This is a genomic window from Sphingobium sp. CFD-2 (genome assembly GCF_024611135.1).
In the GTDB taxonomy this organism is placed as follows: Bacteria; Pseudomonadota; Alphaproteobacteria; order Sphingomonadales; family Sphingomonadaceae; genus Sphingobium; species Sphingobium fuliginis.
This window is the reverse complement of record NZ_CP084405.1, coordinates 1,069,222-1,084,512: the sequence shown is the minus strand read 5'-3', so window position 1 is coordinate 1,084,512 and position 15,291 is coordinate 1,069,222. Positions and strand designations below refer to the sequence as shown.

The following is a 15,291-nucleotide window of genomic DNA, read 5'->3' as shown; positions in this document are numbered from 1 at the left end:
CGCGGGCTGCATGATTTTTTACCGGGTGTATTATTTCCAGTTTGGCGCTCGACTTTGACTTTGATCCACCGCCTATAGTGCTTCGGTTGAAATTGGCCAATACAAGACATTCCCCTCCCGTAAACGAGAGGGGTTAGGGGTGGGCGCGGGCGTAGCGAGCTTCTGACTTAGCCGTTGCAAAACAGCGCTGATGTCGCGCCAGCCCACCCCCTAACCCCCTCCCGCCTGCGGGAGGGGGAATGTCCGCCACCCACCCAAATCGGTCAACCGTCATAATGCCTCTGGAATGCGCAACCCGATCCTGTAGAGGGCGCTGAGGACACCCCTCGATCAGGAGCCAAGCCCATGACTTTCCGTATGCCCGCCGAATGGGCGCCGCACGAGTGGACATGGATCGGCTTTCCGACCGCTGCCGAGGAGTGGCCCGGCGCGTTCGAAGATGCGCGGCGGCAGATCGCGCAGTTCGCGAGCGCGCTGCATGCCGGCGGCAAGGGCGAGGAGGTGCGGCTGGTCTGCGCCAGCGAGGGCGATGCGGACGTCGCCCGGGCGCTGGTGGCGCCGGGAGTCACCATCCTCGTGCAGAAGCTGGGCGATGTCTGGCTGCGCGATACGGCGCCGATCGCGGTGATGCGGGGCAGGGAAAGGGCGCTGGTGGATTTCGGCTTCAACGGCTGGGGCGGCAAATATCGGATGCCGGGCGACGAGGACATAGGCGCGCGGCTGGCGGCGACGACGGGACTGCCGACATCGACCCAGAACTGGGTGTTCGAAGGGGGAGCGGTCGACACCGACGGCACCGGCCTGTTCGTGACGACGGAGCAATGCCTGCTCAATCCCAATCGCAACCCCGAACTGGACCGGGGGAAGATCGAAACATTGCTGGCGGGATCGCTGGGGCTTTCCGACATGTTGTGGCTGGGCGATGGCCTGCTCAACGATCATACGGACGGGCATGTCGACAATCTGGCCCGCTTCGTGGCGCCGGGCGTTCTGGCGCTGCCGGAGGCGAGCACGGACGATGATCCCAATGCGGCCGTCTATGCCGACGCGCGGGAGCGGGCCAGGGCGTTCGGGGTCGAGGTCGCGTCCGTCCCCTCCCCCGGCCGCGTGGTCGTGGATGGAGAGGTCATTCCGGCGAGCTACATGAATTTCGCCATCGGGAATGCCGCCGTCATCGTGCCCGTCTATGGCCAGCCCAATGATCAGGCGGCTCTGGATGCGCTCAAGCCCTTCTTCCCCGGCCGGGAGATCGTCGGGCTGCGCAGCGACGCGATCCTGTCTGGCGGCGGCAGCTTCCATTGTTGCAGCCAGCAGATGCCGTCCGCCTGAATGAGCGCGATGCTGGCGTTGCGGGCGCTGATCTCCGGGATCATCATCGCCATCGTGTCGGTGGTGTCGCGGCGGTATCCGGGGCTGGGCGCGCTGATCGCGTCATTGCCGCTGATTTCGGTGCTGGGAATGATCTGGCTGTGGAACGACAGGCCGGATGCGGAGAACATGGCGCGCCATGCGGAGGCGACATTCTATTATGTCATCCCCTCCCTGCCCATGTTCCTGCTGATCCCCATATTGTTGCGCCGTGGGGTTTCCTTCGCGCCGGCGCTGATCGCGGGTTGCGCGGTCACGATCCTGCTCTATCTCCTCACCGTCGCCATTGCCGCCCGCATGGGCATTCGTCTTTAGGGTGTTATCGATGACCAAAGTTACCGTCGCCGCGCTCCAGCTCGCCTTTTCCGACGATCGGGCGGACAATATCGAAATGGTCGCCGGCCATGTGGTGAAGGCGGCGGCGCGCGGCGCGAAGATCGTCCTGCCGCCCGAGCTGTTCGAGGGCCCCTATTTCTGCAAGGTCGAGGAGGAGGAGCTCTTCGCCAACGCCCTGCCCCTGGACGAGCATCCCGCCGTGCAGGAAATGCGCAAGGTGGCGAAGGCCGAGGGCGTCTATATCCCGACCAGCTTCTTCGAGCGCGACGGCCATCATCATTACAACTCGCTCGCCATGATCGACGATGAGGGCGAGATCATGGGCGTCTATCGCAAGAGTCACATTCCCGATGGGCCGGGATATGAGGAGAAATATTATTTCCGCCCCGGCAATAGCGGGTTCAAGGTGTGGAAGACGAAATATGGCACCATCGGCGTTGGCATATGCTGGGACCAATGGTATCCGGAAACGGCGCGGGTGATGGCGCTGATGGGCGCGGAGATGCTCTTCTATCCGACCGCCATCGGGTCCGAGCCCTATGACGCGGACCTCGACACCAGCCGCATGTGGCGCCGGGCGATGATCGGCCATGCCGTCAGCAACTGCATGCCCGTGATCGCCGCCAACCGCATCGGCGAGGAGGACGGCCAGAAATTCTACGGCCACAGCTTCATCACCGATGAGTGGGGCGATTTCGCCGCTGAGGCCGACGGCAAGGACAATGGCGCGCTGGTGGCGACGCTGGATTTGGATCAGGCGAGGATGCACCGGGCGGGCATGGGCTTCTTCCGCGACCGGCGGCCGGAGCTTTATGCACGGATCGCGCAGGACATCTAGAGCGCGCGACCTGCGATTTGGCGCAGCGCGCTTCAGGCTGGTGTTCAGTCCGAAAGCTGCAGGCGCGACCAGCCTGTGCGCCGGCTAAAGCGTCGCCAGTTCCACCGCCCTCTCGAAAACCGCTTCGAACATCCCGGCGGTGAGCCGGCCGGTGTTCTGATTGTAGCGCGAGCAGTGATAGCTATCGATGACGATCTGGCCGCTGGGCATGCGATGCTCCGCCAGATGGGCGAAGCGCGCCTTGGGAAGCTTGCCGCCCAGCACCTTCACCGCCGACTGATGCGCGATCTGGCCCAGCGCGACGAAGACCTGCGCATGGGGCAAGGCGGCGACCGCAGGTTTCAGGAAGGCGCGGCAATTGTGGATCTCCTCCGGCAGCGGCTTGTTCTGCGGCGGCAGGCATTTGACCGCGTTGAGGATGATGACGTTGCGTAGCATGAGCCCGTCGTCGGGCCGCGCCTCATAGACGCCCTGGGTCAGGCCGAATTTGGCGAGCGTGGCGAACAGCAGATCGCCCGCATAATCCCCGGTGAAGGGCCGGCCCGTGCGGTTCGCGCCCGTCTTGCCCGGCGCAAGGCCGACGATCGCGATTCGGCCCAGCTGATCACCGAAAACCGGAACCGGCGCATTCCACCAGCCGGGATGTTCCGTGCGATTCTGCTCACGAAAAGCGGCCAGACGCGGGCAGAGCGGACAATCATGCGGCGCTTCGCTGTGCGGGATAGGACTTTGCAGCGTCATGGCGACGGGATAGGCGCTGTCCGATGGTCAAGACAAGCACCCGTCATGTTTACGCCCTTGCCCTGGGATCGAACCGGCCGCTGTCGGCGCGGATGACCCCGGCATGCCTGTTGAGCGGCGCGGTTCGCATGATCGCGGAACTGGGCCCGGTTCTCAGCGTGGCTCCCGTCATGCAGACCCGGCCTATCGGGCCGTCGCGGCGCATCTTCGTCAATGGCGCGGTGCTGATGGAGAGTTCCCTGCCGCCCGAAGAGATGCTTTCCGGCTTGCAGGCGATAGAGCGCGCTCTGGGCCGCCAGCGGTTCAGGCGCTGGGGGCCGAGGCGGCTGGACATCGACATCATCCTGTGGTCCGGGGGTCGCTGGAACAGCCGCTCGCTGCGCATTCCGCACCCGGCTTTTCGCGAGCGGGACTTCGTACTGACGCCGCTGCTTGCCATTGCTCCGGGCTGGCGCGACCCCGTGTCCCGACTTTCGATCCGCCATTTGCGTTTCCGCCTGCGAAAAGCGGTTTCTGGAGGTTGACCAGCCGCATCGCCGCCTCTAGTGCGTGCGGACCTCAGGACATGAGGGCCCTTAGCTCAGTCGGTAGAGCAACTGACTTTTAATCAGTAGGTCGCTGGTTCGAATCCAGCAGGGCTCACCACCACCTTAGTGGGGATCGCCGCTTCAATCCGGCCTCACTCGACCGCCTTGATCACGAGCGCGGCGAAGCACCATATTTCGATTGAAACCAACAGGCCGAACAAAATGCCGAACATGGCATCAGGCTTCAGAGCGTCGTCCATCTGCCCTCTCCATTTCTTTCTGGAAGATGAACGGCTTAACCGTGCGTCTGGTTCCCGGAGCGTTTCGACGCACAGCCTCGGTTCACCGCATTGGCGATCATCGCCATGCGGGGCCTTTCTCTCGCGGTTCAGCATTTTGGGTGCGGGAGGGCGTCCGCACTCCGTCGTGCCCCCTCGTCAGAGCCTTTCCACTATGGTTACATTGGCCATGCCGCCTGCTTCGCACATGGTTTGCAGCCCATAGCGGGCGCGCCGGTCGTGGAGGGCGCTGACCAGCGTCGCCATCAGCTTGGCGCCCGATCCGCCCAGCGGATGGCCAAGCGCGATCGCGCCGCCATGGACATTGAGCCGGGCGGGATCGGCGTCCAGCACTTGCGTCCAGGCGAGCGGCACCGGGGCGAAGGCTTCGTTGACCTCATAGAGATCGATGTCGGAAAGCTTCATCCCCGCCCGGGCAAGCGCCTTTTCGGTCGCGGGAATGGGCGCTTCCAGCATGATGACGGGATCGTGGCCGAGCACCGTCATCTGGTGCACGCGGGCCAGCGGCGTCAGGCCGTGCGCCTTGAGGCCGCGTTCGTTCACCACCAGCAGCGCGGCGGCGCCGTCGCAGATCTGGCTGGCGCTGGCGGCGGAGATCACGCCGCCTTCGGCCAGCAGCTTGACGCTGGCGATCCTGTCCAGGCTGGCGTCGAAGCGTATGCCTTCATCGACCTTGTGGACGACCGTTTCGCCTTCCGGGGTGACGACTTCGAGGGGAATGATCTCTGCATCGAACTTGCCCGCCTGCGTCGCGGCGGCGGCGCGGCGATGGCTTTCGAACGAATAGGCGTCCAGCACATCGCGGGTCAGGCCATATTTCTTCGCCAGCATCTCCGCGCCGCCGAACTGGCTGAAGGGCTGGTTCGGGTAGCGCGCCTCGATGCCGGGGCTGCGATAGGAGCCGAAGCCATGCTTGGCGGGCAGCGTCCAGGGCAGGCCCATGGGCACGCGGGTCATGCTTTCGACGCCGGCGGCGATCACCACATCCTGCACGCCGGACATCACCGTCGCGGCGGCGAAGTGCAGCGCCTGTTGCGAGGAGCCGCATTGGCGGTCGACATGGGTGCCGGGGACGGATTCGGGCAGGCCTGACGCCAGCACGGCGTTGCGGGCGATGTTCGCGCCCTGCTCGCCGCCGGGGCAGGCGCAGCCCATGATGACATCCTCTACGGCGGAGGGATCGATGCCGGAGCGCTCGACCAGGCCTGCAAGGACTTTGCCCGCGAGATCGGCGGGGTGGACGGCGGCGAGGCGGCCGCCCCGCTTGCCGCCGGCGCTGCGGGCGACGGCGGCGATATAGGCTTCAGCCATATTCTTTCTCCTGTCAGACGCCGGTGATGCGGATGCCGGAGCCGGGGACTTTATATTTGCGGTTGAGGGCGATCAGGACGGAGGTGAGCCCCTCCGCCACGACCGAATTGCAGAGCGGCCCGGCATTCCAGGCGCGCAGGCCGATTTCCTGCGCCAGCGCGACCACCGTGTCGGCGGCTTCGCTGTCGTCGGCGCAGACCAGGACGTCGCATTCGATTTCCTCGTCCAGCCTGGTCAGGTGATGGGCGCTGATATTCTGGAAGGCGGAGACGACGCGGACTCCTTCGCCCAGCATTTTCTGGACGGCTTCGACGGCGGAGCCGCCCTCGGGCAGTTGCACGCGGCTGACTTTCGGCGGGACCAGAGGCACGGTCACGTCGATCAATATCTTGCCCGCCAGCGCCGGTTCGACGTCCTTCACCGTCGATTGCTGCGCAGCATAGGGAACCGCGAGGACGACGATGTCGGCCTGCGCGGCGGCGTCCGGGTTGGCGGCGCCGGTGACGGCGCCCTCGCCCAGAACTTCGTTCATCTGGGCAGCGGCTTCCTGCGCGCGCTCGGCGGTACGGCTGCCGATGATGACCTTGTGGCCCTTATGCGCCCAGCGGAGCGCGAGGCCGCCGCCTTCCTTGCCGGTGCCGCCGAGGACGGCGATGCTCGCCAGAGCTTCATTCTGCATAGGCTATACTCTCCTGTTCTTTTTGACGCCTGCGCGGAGGCGTGAGAATCATGGGCGTGAGTTCCGCGGCATCCATGCCGCGGTCGTGAATATGCTGCGCGACCGCGCCATAGGCGGTGCTGCGCTGGCGCGGGGTGCGGCCGAGCGAGCGGATCAGCGCCTCCATTGCGGCGGGCGGCATTTCCTGGCCATGCTGCGTTCCTGCTGCGCGGGAGATGCTCTCGTTCATCAGCGTGCCGCCCAGATCGTTTGCGCCGGAGGTGAGGCAGGCCTTCACCCCCTCCTCGCCCAGCTTGACCCAGCTTGTCTGGATCGAGCGGATATGCGGGTGCAGCGCGAGGCGGGCGACGGCGTGCATCAGCCGGACTTCGCGGAAGGTCGGGCCGTGGCGCGCCTCGCCGCGCAGGCCCATGGGCGCTTCCATGTGGACGAAGGGCAGCGGCACGAATTCGGTGAAGCCGCCGCTGCGGCGTTGCAGGTCGCGGATGCGGATCAGATGGCGCGCCCAGTGGCGGGGCGTGTCGACATGGCCGAACATGATGGTGGCTGTGGTGCGGAAACCGACTTTGTGCGCGGTTTCGATGACGTCCAGCCATTGATCGGTGTTGAGCTTGTCGGGGCAGATGATGGCGCGGACCTCATCGTCCAATATCTCCGCGGCCGTGCCGGGAAGCGTATCGAGACCCGCTTCCTTGAGGCGGATGAGGAATTGTTCGACCGTCAGGCCCAATGTCGCCGCGCCTTGCGATACCTCCAGAGGCGAGAAGGCGTGGATGTGCATTTCCGGCACGGCGGCGCGGACGGCTTTGGCGAGATTGATGTAGGTCTCGCCGGTATAATGGGGGTGGATGCCGCCTTGCAGGCAGACTTCCGTGCCCCCGCGATCCCATGCCTCCCGTGTGCGGCGGACGACTTCCTCAAGGTCCAGATCATAGGGCTTGCCGCGCAGTTGCTCCGCCTTGTCGCCCTTGGAGAAGGCGCAGAAGCTGCATTTATAAAGGCAGATATTGGTATAGTTGATGTTGCGGTTGACGACATAGGTGACGGCGTCGCCCATCACCTGTTCGCGCAAGGCGTCAGCGCTGTCGCAAATATGTTCGAGATCGGTTTCGCGGGCGGAGAAGAGAGTCGCGATCTCCTCCTCTTCCAGCAGCGCGCCAGTCATGGCGCGGTCGACGATGGCGGCGATCCTGGGATCGACCGGCAGGGTCGAGGGGCGCGTGATGCGGGGCTCCAGCGCTATGCCGGGCGACCATCTGTCCTCGCGAGCGAAGCCCTCCGCATCGGCATGGGCGAGAATATGGCGCACCATCGCCTTGTCCTGCCAGTGCGCATTGTCCTGCGCATAGGCGGGATAGACCGGCAGGCGGGCCACGAGCATCCGCCCCTCCCCTTCGGTCGCCATGCGCAGGCGTTCGACTTCGGGCCAGGGCGCTTCGGGGTTCACATGGTCGGGCGTGACCGGCGAGACCCCGCCCCAATCGTTGATCCCCGCCGACAGCAGGCGCGGGAAATCGGCGGCCGACAGGTTCGGCGGCGCCTGGATGTTCATATCCGGCCCCAGGATCAGGCGGGCGGCGGCGATGGTCCAGAGCAGTTCGTCCATGTCCGGTTCGGGCGCATGGGCCATCACCGTGCGTTCCTTGGCGCGGAAATTCTGGACGATGACTTCCTGGATATGGCCGTAGCGCTGGTGGAGGTCGCGGATCGCGTCCAGCGCTTCGATCCGCTCCGCGCGGGTTTCACCGATGCCGATCAATATGCCGGTGGTGAAGGGAATGTGCAGTTCGCCCGCCAGCCGGATCGTCTCCAGCCGCGCCGCCGGTTCCTTGTCGGGCGAGCGGTAATGCGCGCCGCCTTTCCGGCAGAGGCGGTCGGAAACGGACTCCAGCATCAGGCCTTGCGACACGGATACGCTGCGGAGCGCAGCCATTTCCTCGCGGGTCATCACCCCGGCATTGATATGCGGCAGCAGGCCGGTTTCATCCCGCACCAGCGCGGCCATTTCGATGAGATAGGAAATGGTGGTCGCATGGCCCAGCCGCGCCAGTTCTGCGCGGGCGGCGGCGAAGCGCAACTCCGGCTTGTCGCCCAGCGTGAACAGCGCCTCGGTGCAGCCCGCCGCCTTGCCCGCGCGGGCGACGGCCAGCACTTGATCGCGGGTCATATAGGCGTTCTCGCCGGGCCGGGGCGGCTGCGAGAAGGTGCAATAATGGCAGAGATTGCGGCAAAGCTGGGTCAGCGGAATGAAGACCTTGCGCGACCAGCTCTGCACCCGGCCATGGCCCCAATCGCGCATCGCCGAAGCGGCGGCGAGCAGGTCGGCCAAGGGCATGTCCAGCAATGCCGCCGCCTGTCCGCTCATTCCGTCCCTGCCTGTCATCATCCTCTCCATCATCTTGTCCTTGCGCCCTTCTCAGCCGACCGGCCCCGGCGGCTCCGGGATCGCGGCCCCTGCTCCACCGATCCGTGCCAGCATGTCCTTCGGAAGATCGGCCGGCGCGTCCAGCAGGGCGACCAGCGACTGCATGAAATGTTCGAGGCTGGATTCGCTGCCCCACATGGGATGCGCGCGGCTGCGGTCGGCCAGGGCGCGCTGCCGCGCGGAAAGCACGGCGCTGATATAGGCGCCCATGAAGACGAAGCGCTGATTCTGAAGCGCGGGCGGCAGATGGGGCATCAGTCGGCGCAGATGGTCGAGACAGCGGCCATAGGCGCGGTTCCATGCCGGATCGATCGCGTCCAGCATCATGTCCCTGTGCGTCATGGCGAAGATTACGATGAACTGGACATAATGATCGTCCGACAGGCCCAGCACTGGCTCTATCAGGATGTTCACCACCTGCCGGATGGTGCGGGGGCCGCCCTGCTCCTCCAGCAAGTCCAGCGCAGCATTGCGTTCGCGATCCAGCGCCACCGCGCCGTCCATGACGATGGCGCGGACCAAGGCTTCCTTCGAGCCGAAATAATAGCCGACCGCGCCGTGATTCTTCTGCCCCGCCGCCGCTGCGATCTCCCGCACGGTGACGCCGTCGACACCCCGTTCCGCGAACAGGCGCAACGCGACTTTCTTGATCTGCCCGGCAGCGGCGCTGCGAGCGGCATCATCGGCCCTGGCAAGTTGAAGTCTGACCATGTGTGCATTTTTCTCATTGCCAAGTGCGTTCGTCAAGTGCATTATCCAATTGATCTAATCGACGGTCGAACAGTCGAGAAAAGCGAGGGATGCCCTAGTGAAATCGTCCGTGGAATCAGCATCGGGACCGACGGTCGACATCGAGTCGCTGGCGGCGTGGATGACGGACCGGGGACTTGGCTCCGGCCCGCTGACCGACGTGACGCCGCTCGCGGGAGGGACACAGAATATCCTGCTTCGCTTCAGCCGCGACGGGCGCGACTATGTGTTCCGCCGCCCCCCTGCGCATCCCCGCCCGAACAGCAATGAGACGATGCGGCGGGAGGCGCGGCTGCTGCGCGCTTTGGCCGGGACGAACGTGCCGCATCCGGGGCTGATCGCGGATTGCGGCGATGAGAGCGTGATGGGCGTCGCCTTTTACCTGATGGAGCCGGTGGACGGTTTCAATCCGGTCGGGCAATTGCCGGAACCGCATGCCGGTTCCCCCGCGATGCGCCATGCCATGGGGCTGGCGCTGGTGGACGGCATCGCGGCGCTGGGCGCGCAGGATCATCAGGCGCTGGGATTGAGCGATTTCGGAAAGCCGGAGAATTTCCTCGGGCGGCAGGTGGATCGCTGGCGGTCGCAACTTGCGGGCTATGGCGAGTTTGACGGGTGGACGGGGCCGCAAGCGCTGCCTTCGGTCGGCGCGGTCGGGGACTGGCTGGAGCGGCATAGGCCGGACCGGTTCACGCCCGGCATCATGCATGGCGACTATCATCTGGCCAATGTGATGTATCGCAAGGATGGGCCGGAACTGGCGGCGATCATCGACTGGGAACTGGCGACCATTGGCGATCCGCTGCTGGACCTGGGTTGGGTGCTGGCCACTTGGCCGGACGGGAAGTCGGAAAGCACCGTATCGGTCAGGCCGTGGGACGGTTTTCCGAGCGCCGGGGAACTGGTGACGCGCTATGCCGAAGGGTCGGCGCGCGATCTGTCTGCGGTCGACTGGTATCATGTGCTGGCCTGCTACAAGCTCGGCATATTGCTGGAGGGCACCCATGCCCGCGCCTGCGCCGGGAAGGCGCCACGCGAGACCGGCGACAGGCTGCACGGCCGGGCCATTCATCTTTTCGAACGCGCTGAGGCGCTGATCCGCTGACATGCATGAAAGGGCAATTCCTTTGACCAACGAACTCGACTTCACCGGGAAGACGGTGCTGGTGGTCGGCGGATCGAGCGGCATCGGCAACGGCATGGCGCAGGCCTTCCGCCAGCGGGGCGCGCAGGTCCATGTCTGGGGCACGCGGGCGAGCGCGGCGGACTACGCGGGCGAGGAAGGGTCGGACCTTGAAGGCGTCGGCTATACGCAGGTCGACGTCAGCGATGCGGCGGCGATTGCGGCGACGCCGGTGCCTTTCGACAGGCTGGACGTGCTGATCCATTCGCAGGGCACGGTCCTCTACCGGCGGCAGGAATTTGAGGTCGAGGGCTGGAACAAGGTAATGGCGGTCAATCTCGACTCCATCCTGCATATTTCCAACCTCTGCCGGGAGGCGCTGGCCGCCGCCAAAGGGACGATCATCGTCGTCAGCTCCATCGGCGCGTTCAAGGCGACGTTCGGCAATCCGGCCTATGCGGCGTCGAAGGCGGGCGCGGTCAATCTGGTGCGGGCGCTGGCGATTGCCTGGGCGGGCGACGGCATCCGCGTCAACGGCATCGCGCCCAGCCTGGTCGACACCAAGATGACCAAGGTGACGATGGACAATGACGAGCGGCGGAAGCGCGCCCTGGCCCGGATACCCATGGGCCGCTTTGGATCGGTGGAGGAAATGGCGGGGGTGGCGCTTTTCCTCGCCTCCCCCCTTGCCGGTTATATTTGCGGGCAGACGCTGGTCGTGGACGGCGGCCTCACCCTCACCTGAATTTATCCGAGAAGGATCGAGCGATGGATTTCGAATATTCCGACAAGGTGAAGGCGCTGCGGGAGCGGCTCATCGATTTCATGGACGCCCATGTCTATCCGATCGAGAAGGAGCGCGACCATTTCCACCATGACCCCGCGAACCTCTGGAAGCGCTGGCCGGGGACGGAGGAGATCAAGGCGAAGGCGAAGGAAGCGGGCCTGTGGAACCTGTTCCTGCCGCATGAATATGGCGAATGGAGCCCCGGCCTCACCAATCTGGAATATGCGCCGCTGGCCGAGATCATGGGCCGGGTGATCGGGTCTTCGGAATATTTCAACTGCTCCGCGCCGGACACGGGCAATATGGAGGTGTTGGCGCGCTATGGCACGCCGGAGCAGCAGGAGAAGTGGCTGAAGCCGCTGCTGGATGGCACGATCCGCTCCTCCTATGTGATGACGGAGCCGGAGGTCGCTTCCTCGGATGCCACCAATGTCGCCACCACCATCATCGCGGACGGCGACGATTATGTCATCAATGGCCGCAAATGGTGGATTTCGGGGGCGCTCGATCCCCATACGAAGATATTCATCCTGCTGGGCAAGACGCCCAATGACGGGCCGCGCCACAGGCAGCATTCGCAGATACTGATCCCGGCCGGCACGCCCGGCATAGAGATCGTCCGTCCGCTCGACGTCATGAATGCCGTTCATTCACCGAGCGGCCATGCGGAGATGGTCTTCAAGGATGTGCGCGTGCCCAAGGCCAATCTGATCCTGGGCGAAGGGCGCGGGTTCGAGATCGCGCAGGGTCGCCTGGGGCCGGGGCGCATCCATCATTGCATGCGCCTGATCGGGCAGGCGCAGCGGGCGCTGGAATATATGGCGCGCCGGGTGGAAAACCGCGTCGCCTTCGGGCGGAAGCTGGCCGATCAGGGCAGCATCCGGCAGGACATCGCCCTCTCCTTCTGCGAGATCGAGCAGGCGCGGTTGCTGACGTTGAAGGCCGCCGATGCGATGGACCGCTATGGCAACAAGGTCGCCAAGGACCTGATCGCCGCGATCAAGATCGTCGCGCCGCGCATGACCCAGACGGTGGCGGATCGCGCGATGCAGGTGTTCGGCGGCATCGGCATTTCCAGCGATTTCCCGCCCGCCGCCGCCTTCATGAATGCACGCTACCTGCGCTTCGCGGACGGTCCGGACGAGGTGCATATGGCGCAGCTTGGCAAGCTCAAGATCGCTGAACTGAACGAACTGCCGGTGCGCTGAAGATTTTGAGCGGAAAGGCGAGGATCATGCTGATGAGCGCCCGGAACCAGAATGACAGCCGGACCAATCCGGGCCTTGGCAGCGCCTGGTGGATGGTGGCGGTTCTGTTCGGGCTCTATGTGCTGAGCTGGGTCGACCGGCTGATCGTGTCGATGCTGGTGACGCCGATCAAGGCGCATCTGCTGCTGTCCGATGTGCAGATCAGCATGATCACCTCGACCTCCTTCGCGATCTTCTATGCGATTTTCGGGCTGCCCTTGGGTTGGGCGGCGGATCGGTTTTCGCGGCGCTGGATCATCTTCGGCGGCGTGGCGATATGGGGGGTCGCGACCACGGCCTGCGGCTTTGCGCAAAGCTATGAGGCGCTGCTGATCGGGCGCATCTTCGTCGGGATCGGGGAGGCAGCATTGCTGCCCGCCGCCTATTCGCTGATTGCCGACGCCTTTCCTTCACACCTGTTGACGCGGGCGACGTCGACCTTCCAGACGGCGGGCAAGGTGGGATCGGCCACCGCCTTTGCCTTGGGCGGCGTCGCCATCGCCTTTGCGACGGCGCATAGCGGCATCCATATTCCCTTCCATGGCCCCGCCCAGCCCTGGCAGTTGGTCATGATGATGGTCGGCGTGCCGGGCATATTGCTCGCCCTGCTGCTGTTCACCTTCCCCGATCCGGGCCGCCGCCGAACGCCCGGTGCTGCCGCGAACGGGGAACAGAAGGGGCTGATCAAGGCCTTCGTCACGCAGAACTGGAAGCTGCTGGCGCTGATGCTGGTGGGCACGTCCGCCCTCGCCATGTGCGGCTATTCCATGACCAACTGGGTGCCCGCCTATATCGAGCGGCATTTCGGGTGGAAGCCGGTGCAATATGGCTTTGCGCTGAGCCTGATGAACATCGTGTCCGCCGTGTCGCTGGTGGTGAACGGCTGGATCGTCGACCGGCTGTTCGCGCGGGGGATGAAGGACGCGCATCTGCGCTTCTACGGCTGGCTGATCCTCGGTTTCCTGCCGGTGATCGCCTATATGTTCTTCGCGACGAACCCCTATGTGTTCCTCGCCTGCTATTGCGTGGCGCAGTTCATCACCGTGCCTTTCATGGTCTATGTTTCCTCGGTCATGGGGCTGATCGCGCCGGCGACGATCCGGTCGCGGATGCTGGCGTCCTTCCTGTTCGTCTTCACCATATTGGGCCAGGGCGCGGGCCCCGCCATCGTCGCGGCGCTGACCCAATATGTGTTCCATGACGAGGGCGCGCTGGGCCGGTCGCTGGCGGTCGTGGTCACGGTCAGTTCCATCCTTGCCCTCATCTCCTTCCGCATGGCGCTGAGATACCTCGCGCCGGCCATTGCTTCCCGAAAGGACGTCTGATGTCTTTGACCATCGGCGGGGTCGATCCCGCGCGCCGCGACCAGCTTGCCCTTGCCGACGAGCGGGTGACCTATGACTGGCACCAGTTGGACGGACTGCTCAACCGGGCGGCCAATGCGCTGAACGGGCTGGACCTCACCGAACGGCGGGTGGCGGTGTTCGCGCCCAACAGCGCGGAGACGGTGATCGCCTATGTCGCCTGTCTGGAGGCGGGCATTTCCAGCGTGCCGGTGAGCTTTCACCTGACGCCTTCGGAGGCGGCCTATATTTTGAAGGACAGCGGCGCGGTGGCGCTGCTCGTCGGGCCGGAGACGATGGAGGCGGGACTTGCCGCCGCGGAGGAAGCGGGCGTCGGGACCGTGATCGGCTGGCGCTGCCCGGATCGGGAAGGCGTCATCCATTGGGAGGAGTGGCTGGCGGCGGCTTCGGCGCAAGAGCCGGACCATGATGTGCCGCCGCTGCCGCACCTACACTATACCTCCGGTACGACCGGACGGCCCAAGGCGACCGAGACGCCGCCGCAATATTTCCCTCGGGTCGCGACCGTGAAGGCCCTGGCCGAAGCGATCCGGCCGAAGATCACGCCCTCGCCGGGCATTGCCGTGGGGCCGCTTTATCATACCGGGCCGCTGGGCATGGCGCGCAACGTCTTTGGCGGCATGAGCCTCATCACCGTCGAGCATTTCGATGCGGAAAGGACGCTGGCGCTGATCGAGAAATATAAGGTCAAAGGCTCCGTGATGGTGCCGACCCATTTCCAGCGGATGCTGGCATTGCCCGAAGAAGTGCGGGCGAAATATGACGTGTCGAGCGTCCAGCGGCTTGCCCATACAGGGGCGGCCTGTCCGCGTGCGGTGAAGCAGGCGATGATCGACTGGTTCGGGCCGGTGCTGGTGGAAGCCTATGGCGGGACCGAAGCAGGATCGACCACCTTCATCACCTCGCAGGAATGGCTGGAGCGGCCGGGCTCCGTCGGCAGGGCGCTCGCGCCGTTCGAGACGGTGATCTATGGCGAGGATGGGCGGATACTCGGTCCCAATGAGGTCGGGCAGGTCTATTTCCGCGACACCAGCGGTTACGGCATCGTCTATCGCGGCGACCCCGAGAAAACCGCCGCTGCCCATATCGCTCCGGGCGTCTTCACGCTGGGCGAGATGGGCTATGTCGATGAGGAGGGCTATCTCTTCATCACCGACCGGGTGTCCGACATGATCGTGAGCGGTGGGGTGAATATCTATCCCGCCGAGTCCGAGCATGTGCTGCTGCGCCATCCCAAGGTCGCGGACGTCGCCGTGGTGGCCGCGCCCAATGCCGAAATGGGCGAGGAAGCGCGGGCGCTGGTCATTCCGAAGGATGCGGGCGATCCGCCGACGGCTGAGGAACTCAACGCCTTCTGCCGCGCCAACCTCGCCAGTTACAAATGCCCGCGTGGTTACGAGATGGTCGATGACATCGGCCGCACCGTCATGGGCAAGGTCAACAAGAAGGCGCTGCGCCAGCGCTTCTGGCCTTCCGACCGCACCATCGGGGGTTGA

14 protein-coding genes and 1 tRNA gene are annotated in these 15,291 nt (G+C 65.0%); 10 read left to right on the top strand and 5 right to left on the bottom strand.

The window, feature by feature from the left end:
* Nucleotides 1–345: 345 nt before the first annotated feature.
* Genes LDB29_RS05065 through aguB form a run of 3 tightly spaced genes read left to right on the top strand, consistent with a single transcriptional unit; the run spans nucleotide 346 to nucleotide 2,542 of the window.
* Nucleotides 346–1,329, top strand: coding sequence for an agmatine deiminase family protein (locus LDB29_RS05065; protein WP_099185796.1), 984 nt, complete (start codon nucleotides 346–348; stop codon nucleotides 1,327–1,329).
* Nucleotides 1,330–1,683, top strand: a complete 354-nt coding sequence (locus tag LDB29_RS05060) for a DUF3147 family protein (protein ID WP_037484474.1) — start codon at nucleotides 1,330–1,332, stop codon at nucleotides 1,681–1,683.
* Between the two features lie 10 nt (nucleotides 1,684–1,693).
* Complete coding sequence (gene aguB, locus LDB29_RS05055) at nucleotides 1,694–2,542, top strand: N-carbamoylputrescine amidase (protein WP_044662074.1); 849 nt, start codon at nucleotides 1,694–1,696, stop codon at nucleotides 2,540–2,542.
* Nucleotides 2,543–2,626: 84 nt separating this feature from the next.
* Here the strand turns inward: aguB and LDB29_RS05050 are convergent, their stop codons facing one another.
* On the bottom strand, nucleotides 2,627–3,283 hold the full coding sequence (locus LDB29_RS05050) for a uracil-DNA glycosylase (RefSeq protein ID WP_257556352.1): 657 nt from the start codon (nucleotides 3,281–3,283) through the stop codon (nucleotides 2,627–2,629).
* 23 nt (nucleotides 3,284–3,306) lie between these two features.
* Here LDB29_RS05050 and folK point away from each other — a divergent pair, with 23 nt between their 5' ends.
* Entirely contained in the window at nucleotides 3,307–3,807 is a 501-nt protein-coding gene (folK, locus tag LDB29_RS05045) for a 2-amino-4-hydroxy-6-hydroxymethyldihydropteridine diphosphokinase (protein WP_137709777.1), read from the top strand.
* Between the two features lie 45 nt (nucleotides 3,808–3,852).
* Nucleotides 3,853–3,928 (top strand) — tRNA-Lys (locus tag LDB29_RS05040).
* A gap of 319 nt (nucleotides 3,929–4,247) precedes the next feature.
* Here LDB29_RS05040 and LDB29_RS05035 read toward each other — a convergent pair.
* From LDB29_RS05035 to LDB29_RS05020, 4 genes are read right to left on the bottom strand one after another with little or no spacing between them, the layout of a single operon-like run.
* Entirely contained in the window at nucleotides 4,248–5,420 is a 1,173-nt protein-coding gene (locus tag LDB29_RS05035) for an acetyl-CoA C-acetyltransferase (RefSeq protein ID WP_257556351.1), read from the bottom strand.
* A gap of 13 nt (nucleotides 5,421–5,433) precedes the next feature.
* On the bottom strand, nucleotides 5,434–6,099 hold the full coding sequence (gene npdG, locus LDB29_RS05030; protein ID WP_025548126.1) for an NADPH-dependent F420 reductase: 666 nt from the start codon (nucleotides 6,097–6,099) through the stop codon (nucleotides 5,434–5,436).
* Nucleotides 6,089–8,482, bottom strand: coding sequence for a 5-amino-6-(D-ribitylamino)uracil--L-tyrosine 4-hydroxyphenyl transferase CofH (cofH, locus tag LDB29_RS05025; protein ID WP_244968681.1), 2,394 nt, complete (start codon nucleotides 8,480–8,482; stop codon nucleotides 6,089–6,091). Before cofH ends, npdG begins: the two co-directional genes overlap by 11 nt.
* 33 nt (nucleotides 8,483–8,515) lie before the next feature.
* Entirely contained in the window at nucleotides 8,516–9,235 is a 720-nt protein-coding gene (locus tag LDB29_RS05020; RefSeq protein ID WP_025548123.1) for a TetR/AcrR family transcriptional regulator, read from the bottom strand.
* A 109-nt stretch (nucleotides 9,236–9,344) separates the two neighbouring features.
* Here LDB29_RS05020 and LDB29_RS05015 point away from each other — a divergent pair, with 109 nt between their 5' ends.
* The 5 genes from LDB29_RS05015 to LDB29_RS04995 are packed head-to-tail and all read left to right on the top strand — an operon-like array spanning nucleotide 9,345 to nucleotide 15,291.
* The gene (locus LDB29_RS05015) at nucleotides 9,345–10,379 is read left to right on the top strand and encodes a phosphotransferase family protein (protein WP_025548121.1); all 1,035 of its coding nucleotides are present in this window, start codon (nucleotides 9,345–9,347) and stop codon (nucleotides 10,377–10,379) included.
* Between the two features lie 22 nt (nucleotides 10,380–10,401).
* Entirely contained in the window at nucleotides 10,402–11,142 is a 741-nt protein-coding gene (locus LDB29_RS05010; RefSeq protein ID WP_025548120.1) for an SDR family NAD(P)-dependent oxidoreductase, read from the top strand.
* 23 nt (nucleotides 11,143–11,165) lie between these two features.
* Nucleotides 11,166–12,392: an acyl-CoA dehydrogenase family protein gene (locus tag LDB29_RS05005; protein ID WP_025548118.1), complete on the top strand. Its 1,227-nt coding sequence runs from the start codon at nucleotides 11,166–11,168 to the stop codon at nucleotides 12,390–12,392.
* Nucleotides 12,393–12,424: 32 nt separating this feature from the next.
* A complete protein-coding gene (locus tag LDB29_RS05000) occupies nucleotides 12,425–13,756 on the top strand; it encodes an MFS transporter (protein ID WP_099185986.1) in 1,332 nt (443 codons plus the stop codon).
* Nucleotides 13,756–15,291, top strand: a complete 1,536-nt coding sequence (locus tag LDB29_RS04995; protein ID WP_099185798.1) for an AMP-binding protein — start codon at nucleotides 13,756–13,758, stop codon at nucleotides 15,289–15,291. The genes LDB29_RS05000 and LDB29_RS04995 overlap by 1 nt, the downstream gene beginning before the upstream one ends.

Bases quoted from the DNA above. Each gene is read 5' to 3' on its own strand.
- aguB (WP_044662074.1), top strand. From the start codon at position 1,694: ATGACCAAAGTTACCGTCGCCGCGCTCCAGCTCGCCTTTTCCGACGAT.
- LDB29_RS05020 (WP_025548123.1), bottom strand. From the start codon at position 9,235: ATGGTCAGACTTCAACTTGCCAGGGCCGATGATGCCGCTCGCAGCGCC.
- LDB29_RS05005 (WP_025548118.1), top strand. From the start codon at position 11,166: ATGGATTTCGAATATTCCGACAAGGTGAAGGCGCTGCGGGAGCGGCTC.
- LDB29_RS05035 (WP_257556351.1), bottom strand. From the start codon at position 5,420: ATGGCTGAAGCCTATATCGCCGCCGTCGCCCGCAGCGCCGGCGGCAAG.
- folK (WP_137709777.1), top strand. From the start codon at position 3,307: ATGGTCAAGACAAGCACCCGTCATGTTTACGCCCTTGCCCTGGGATCG.
- LDB29_RS04995 (WP_099185798.1), top strand. From the start codon at position 13,756: ATGTCTTTGACCATCGGCGGGGTCGATCCCGCGCGCCGCGACCAGCTT.
- LDB29_RS05050 (WP_257556352.1), bottom strand. From the start codon at position 3,283: ATGACGCTGCAAAGTCCTATCCCGCACAGCGAAGCGCCGCATGATTGT.
- LDB29_RS05000 (WP_099185986.1), top strand. From the start codon at position 12,425: ATGAGCGCCCGGAACCAGAATGACAGCCGGACCAATCCGGGCCTTGGC.
- cofH (WP_244968681.1), bottom strand. From the start codon at position 8,482: ATGACAGGCAGGGACGGAATGAGCGGACAGGCGGCGGCATTGCTGGAC.
- LDB29_RS05065 (WP_099185796.1), top strand. From the start codon at position 346: ATGACTTTCCGTATGCCCGCCGAATGGGCGCCGCACGAGTGGACATGG.
- npdG (WP_025548126.1), bottom strand. From the start codon at position 6,099: ATGCAGAATGAAGCTCTGGCGAGCATCGCCGTCCTCGGCGGCACCGGC.
- LDB29_RS05060 (WP_037484474.1), top strand. From the start codon at position 1,330: ATGAGCGCGATGCTGGCGTTGCGGGCGCTGATCTCCGGGATCATCATC.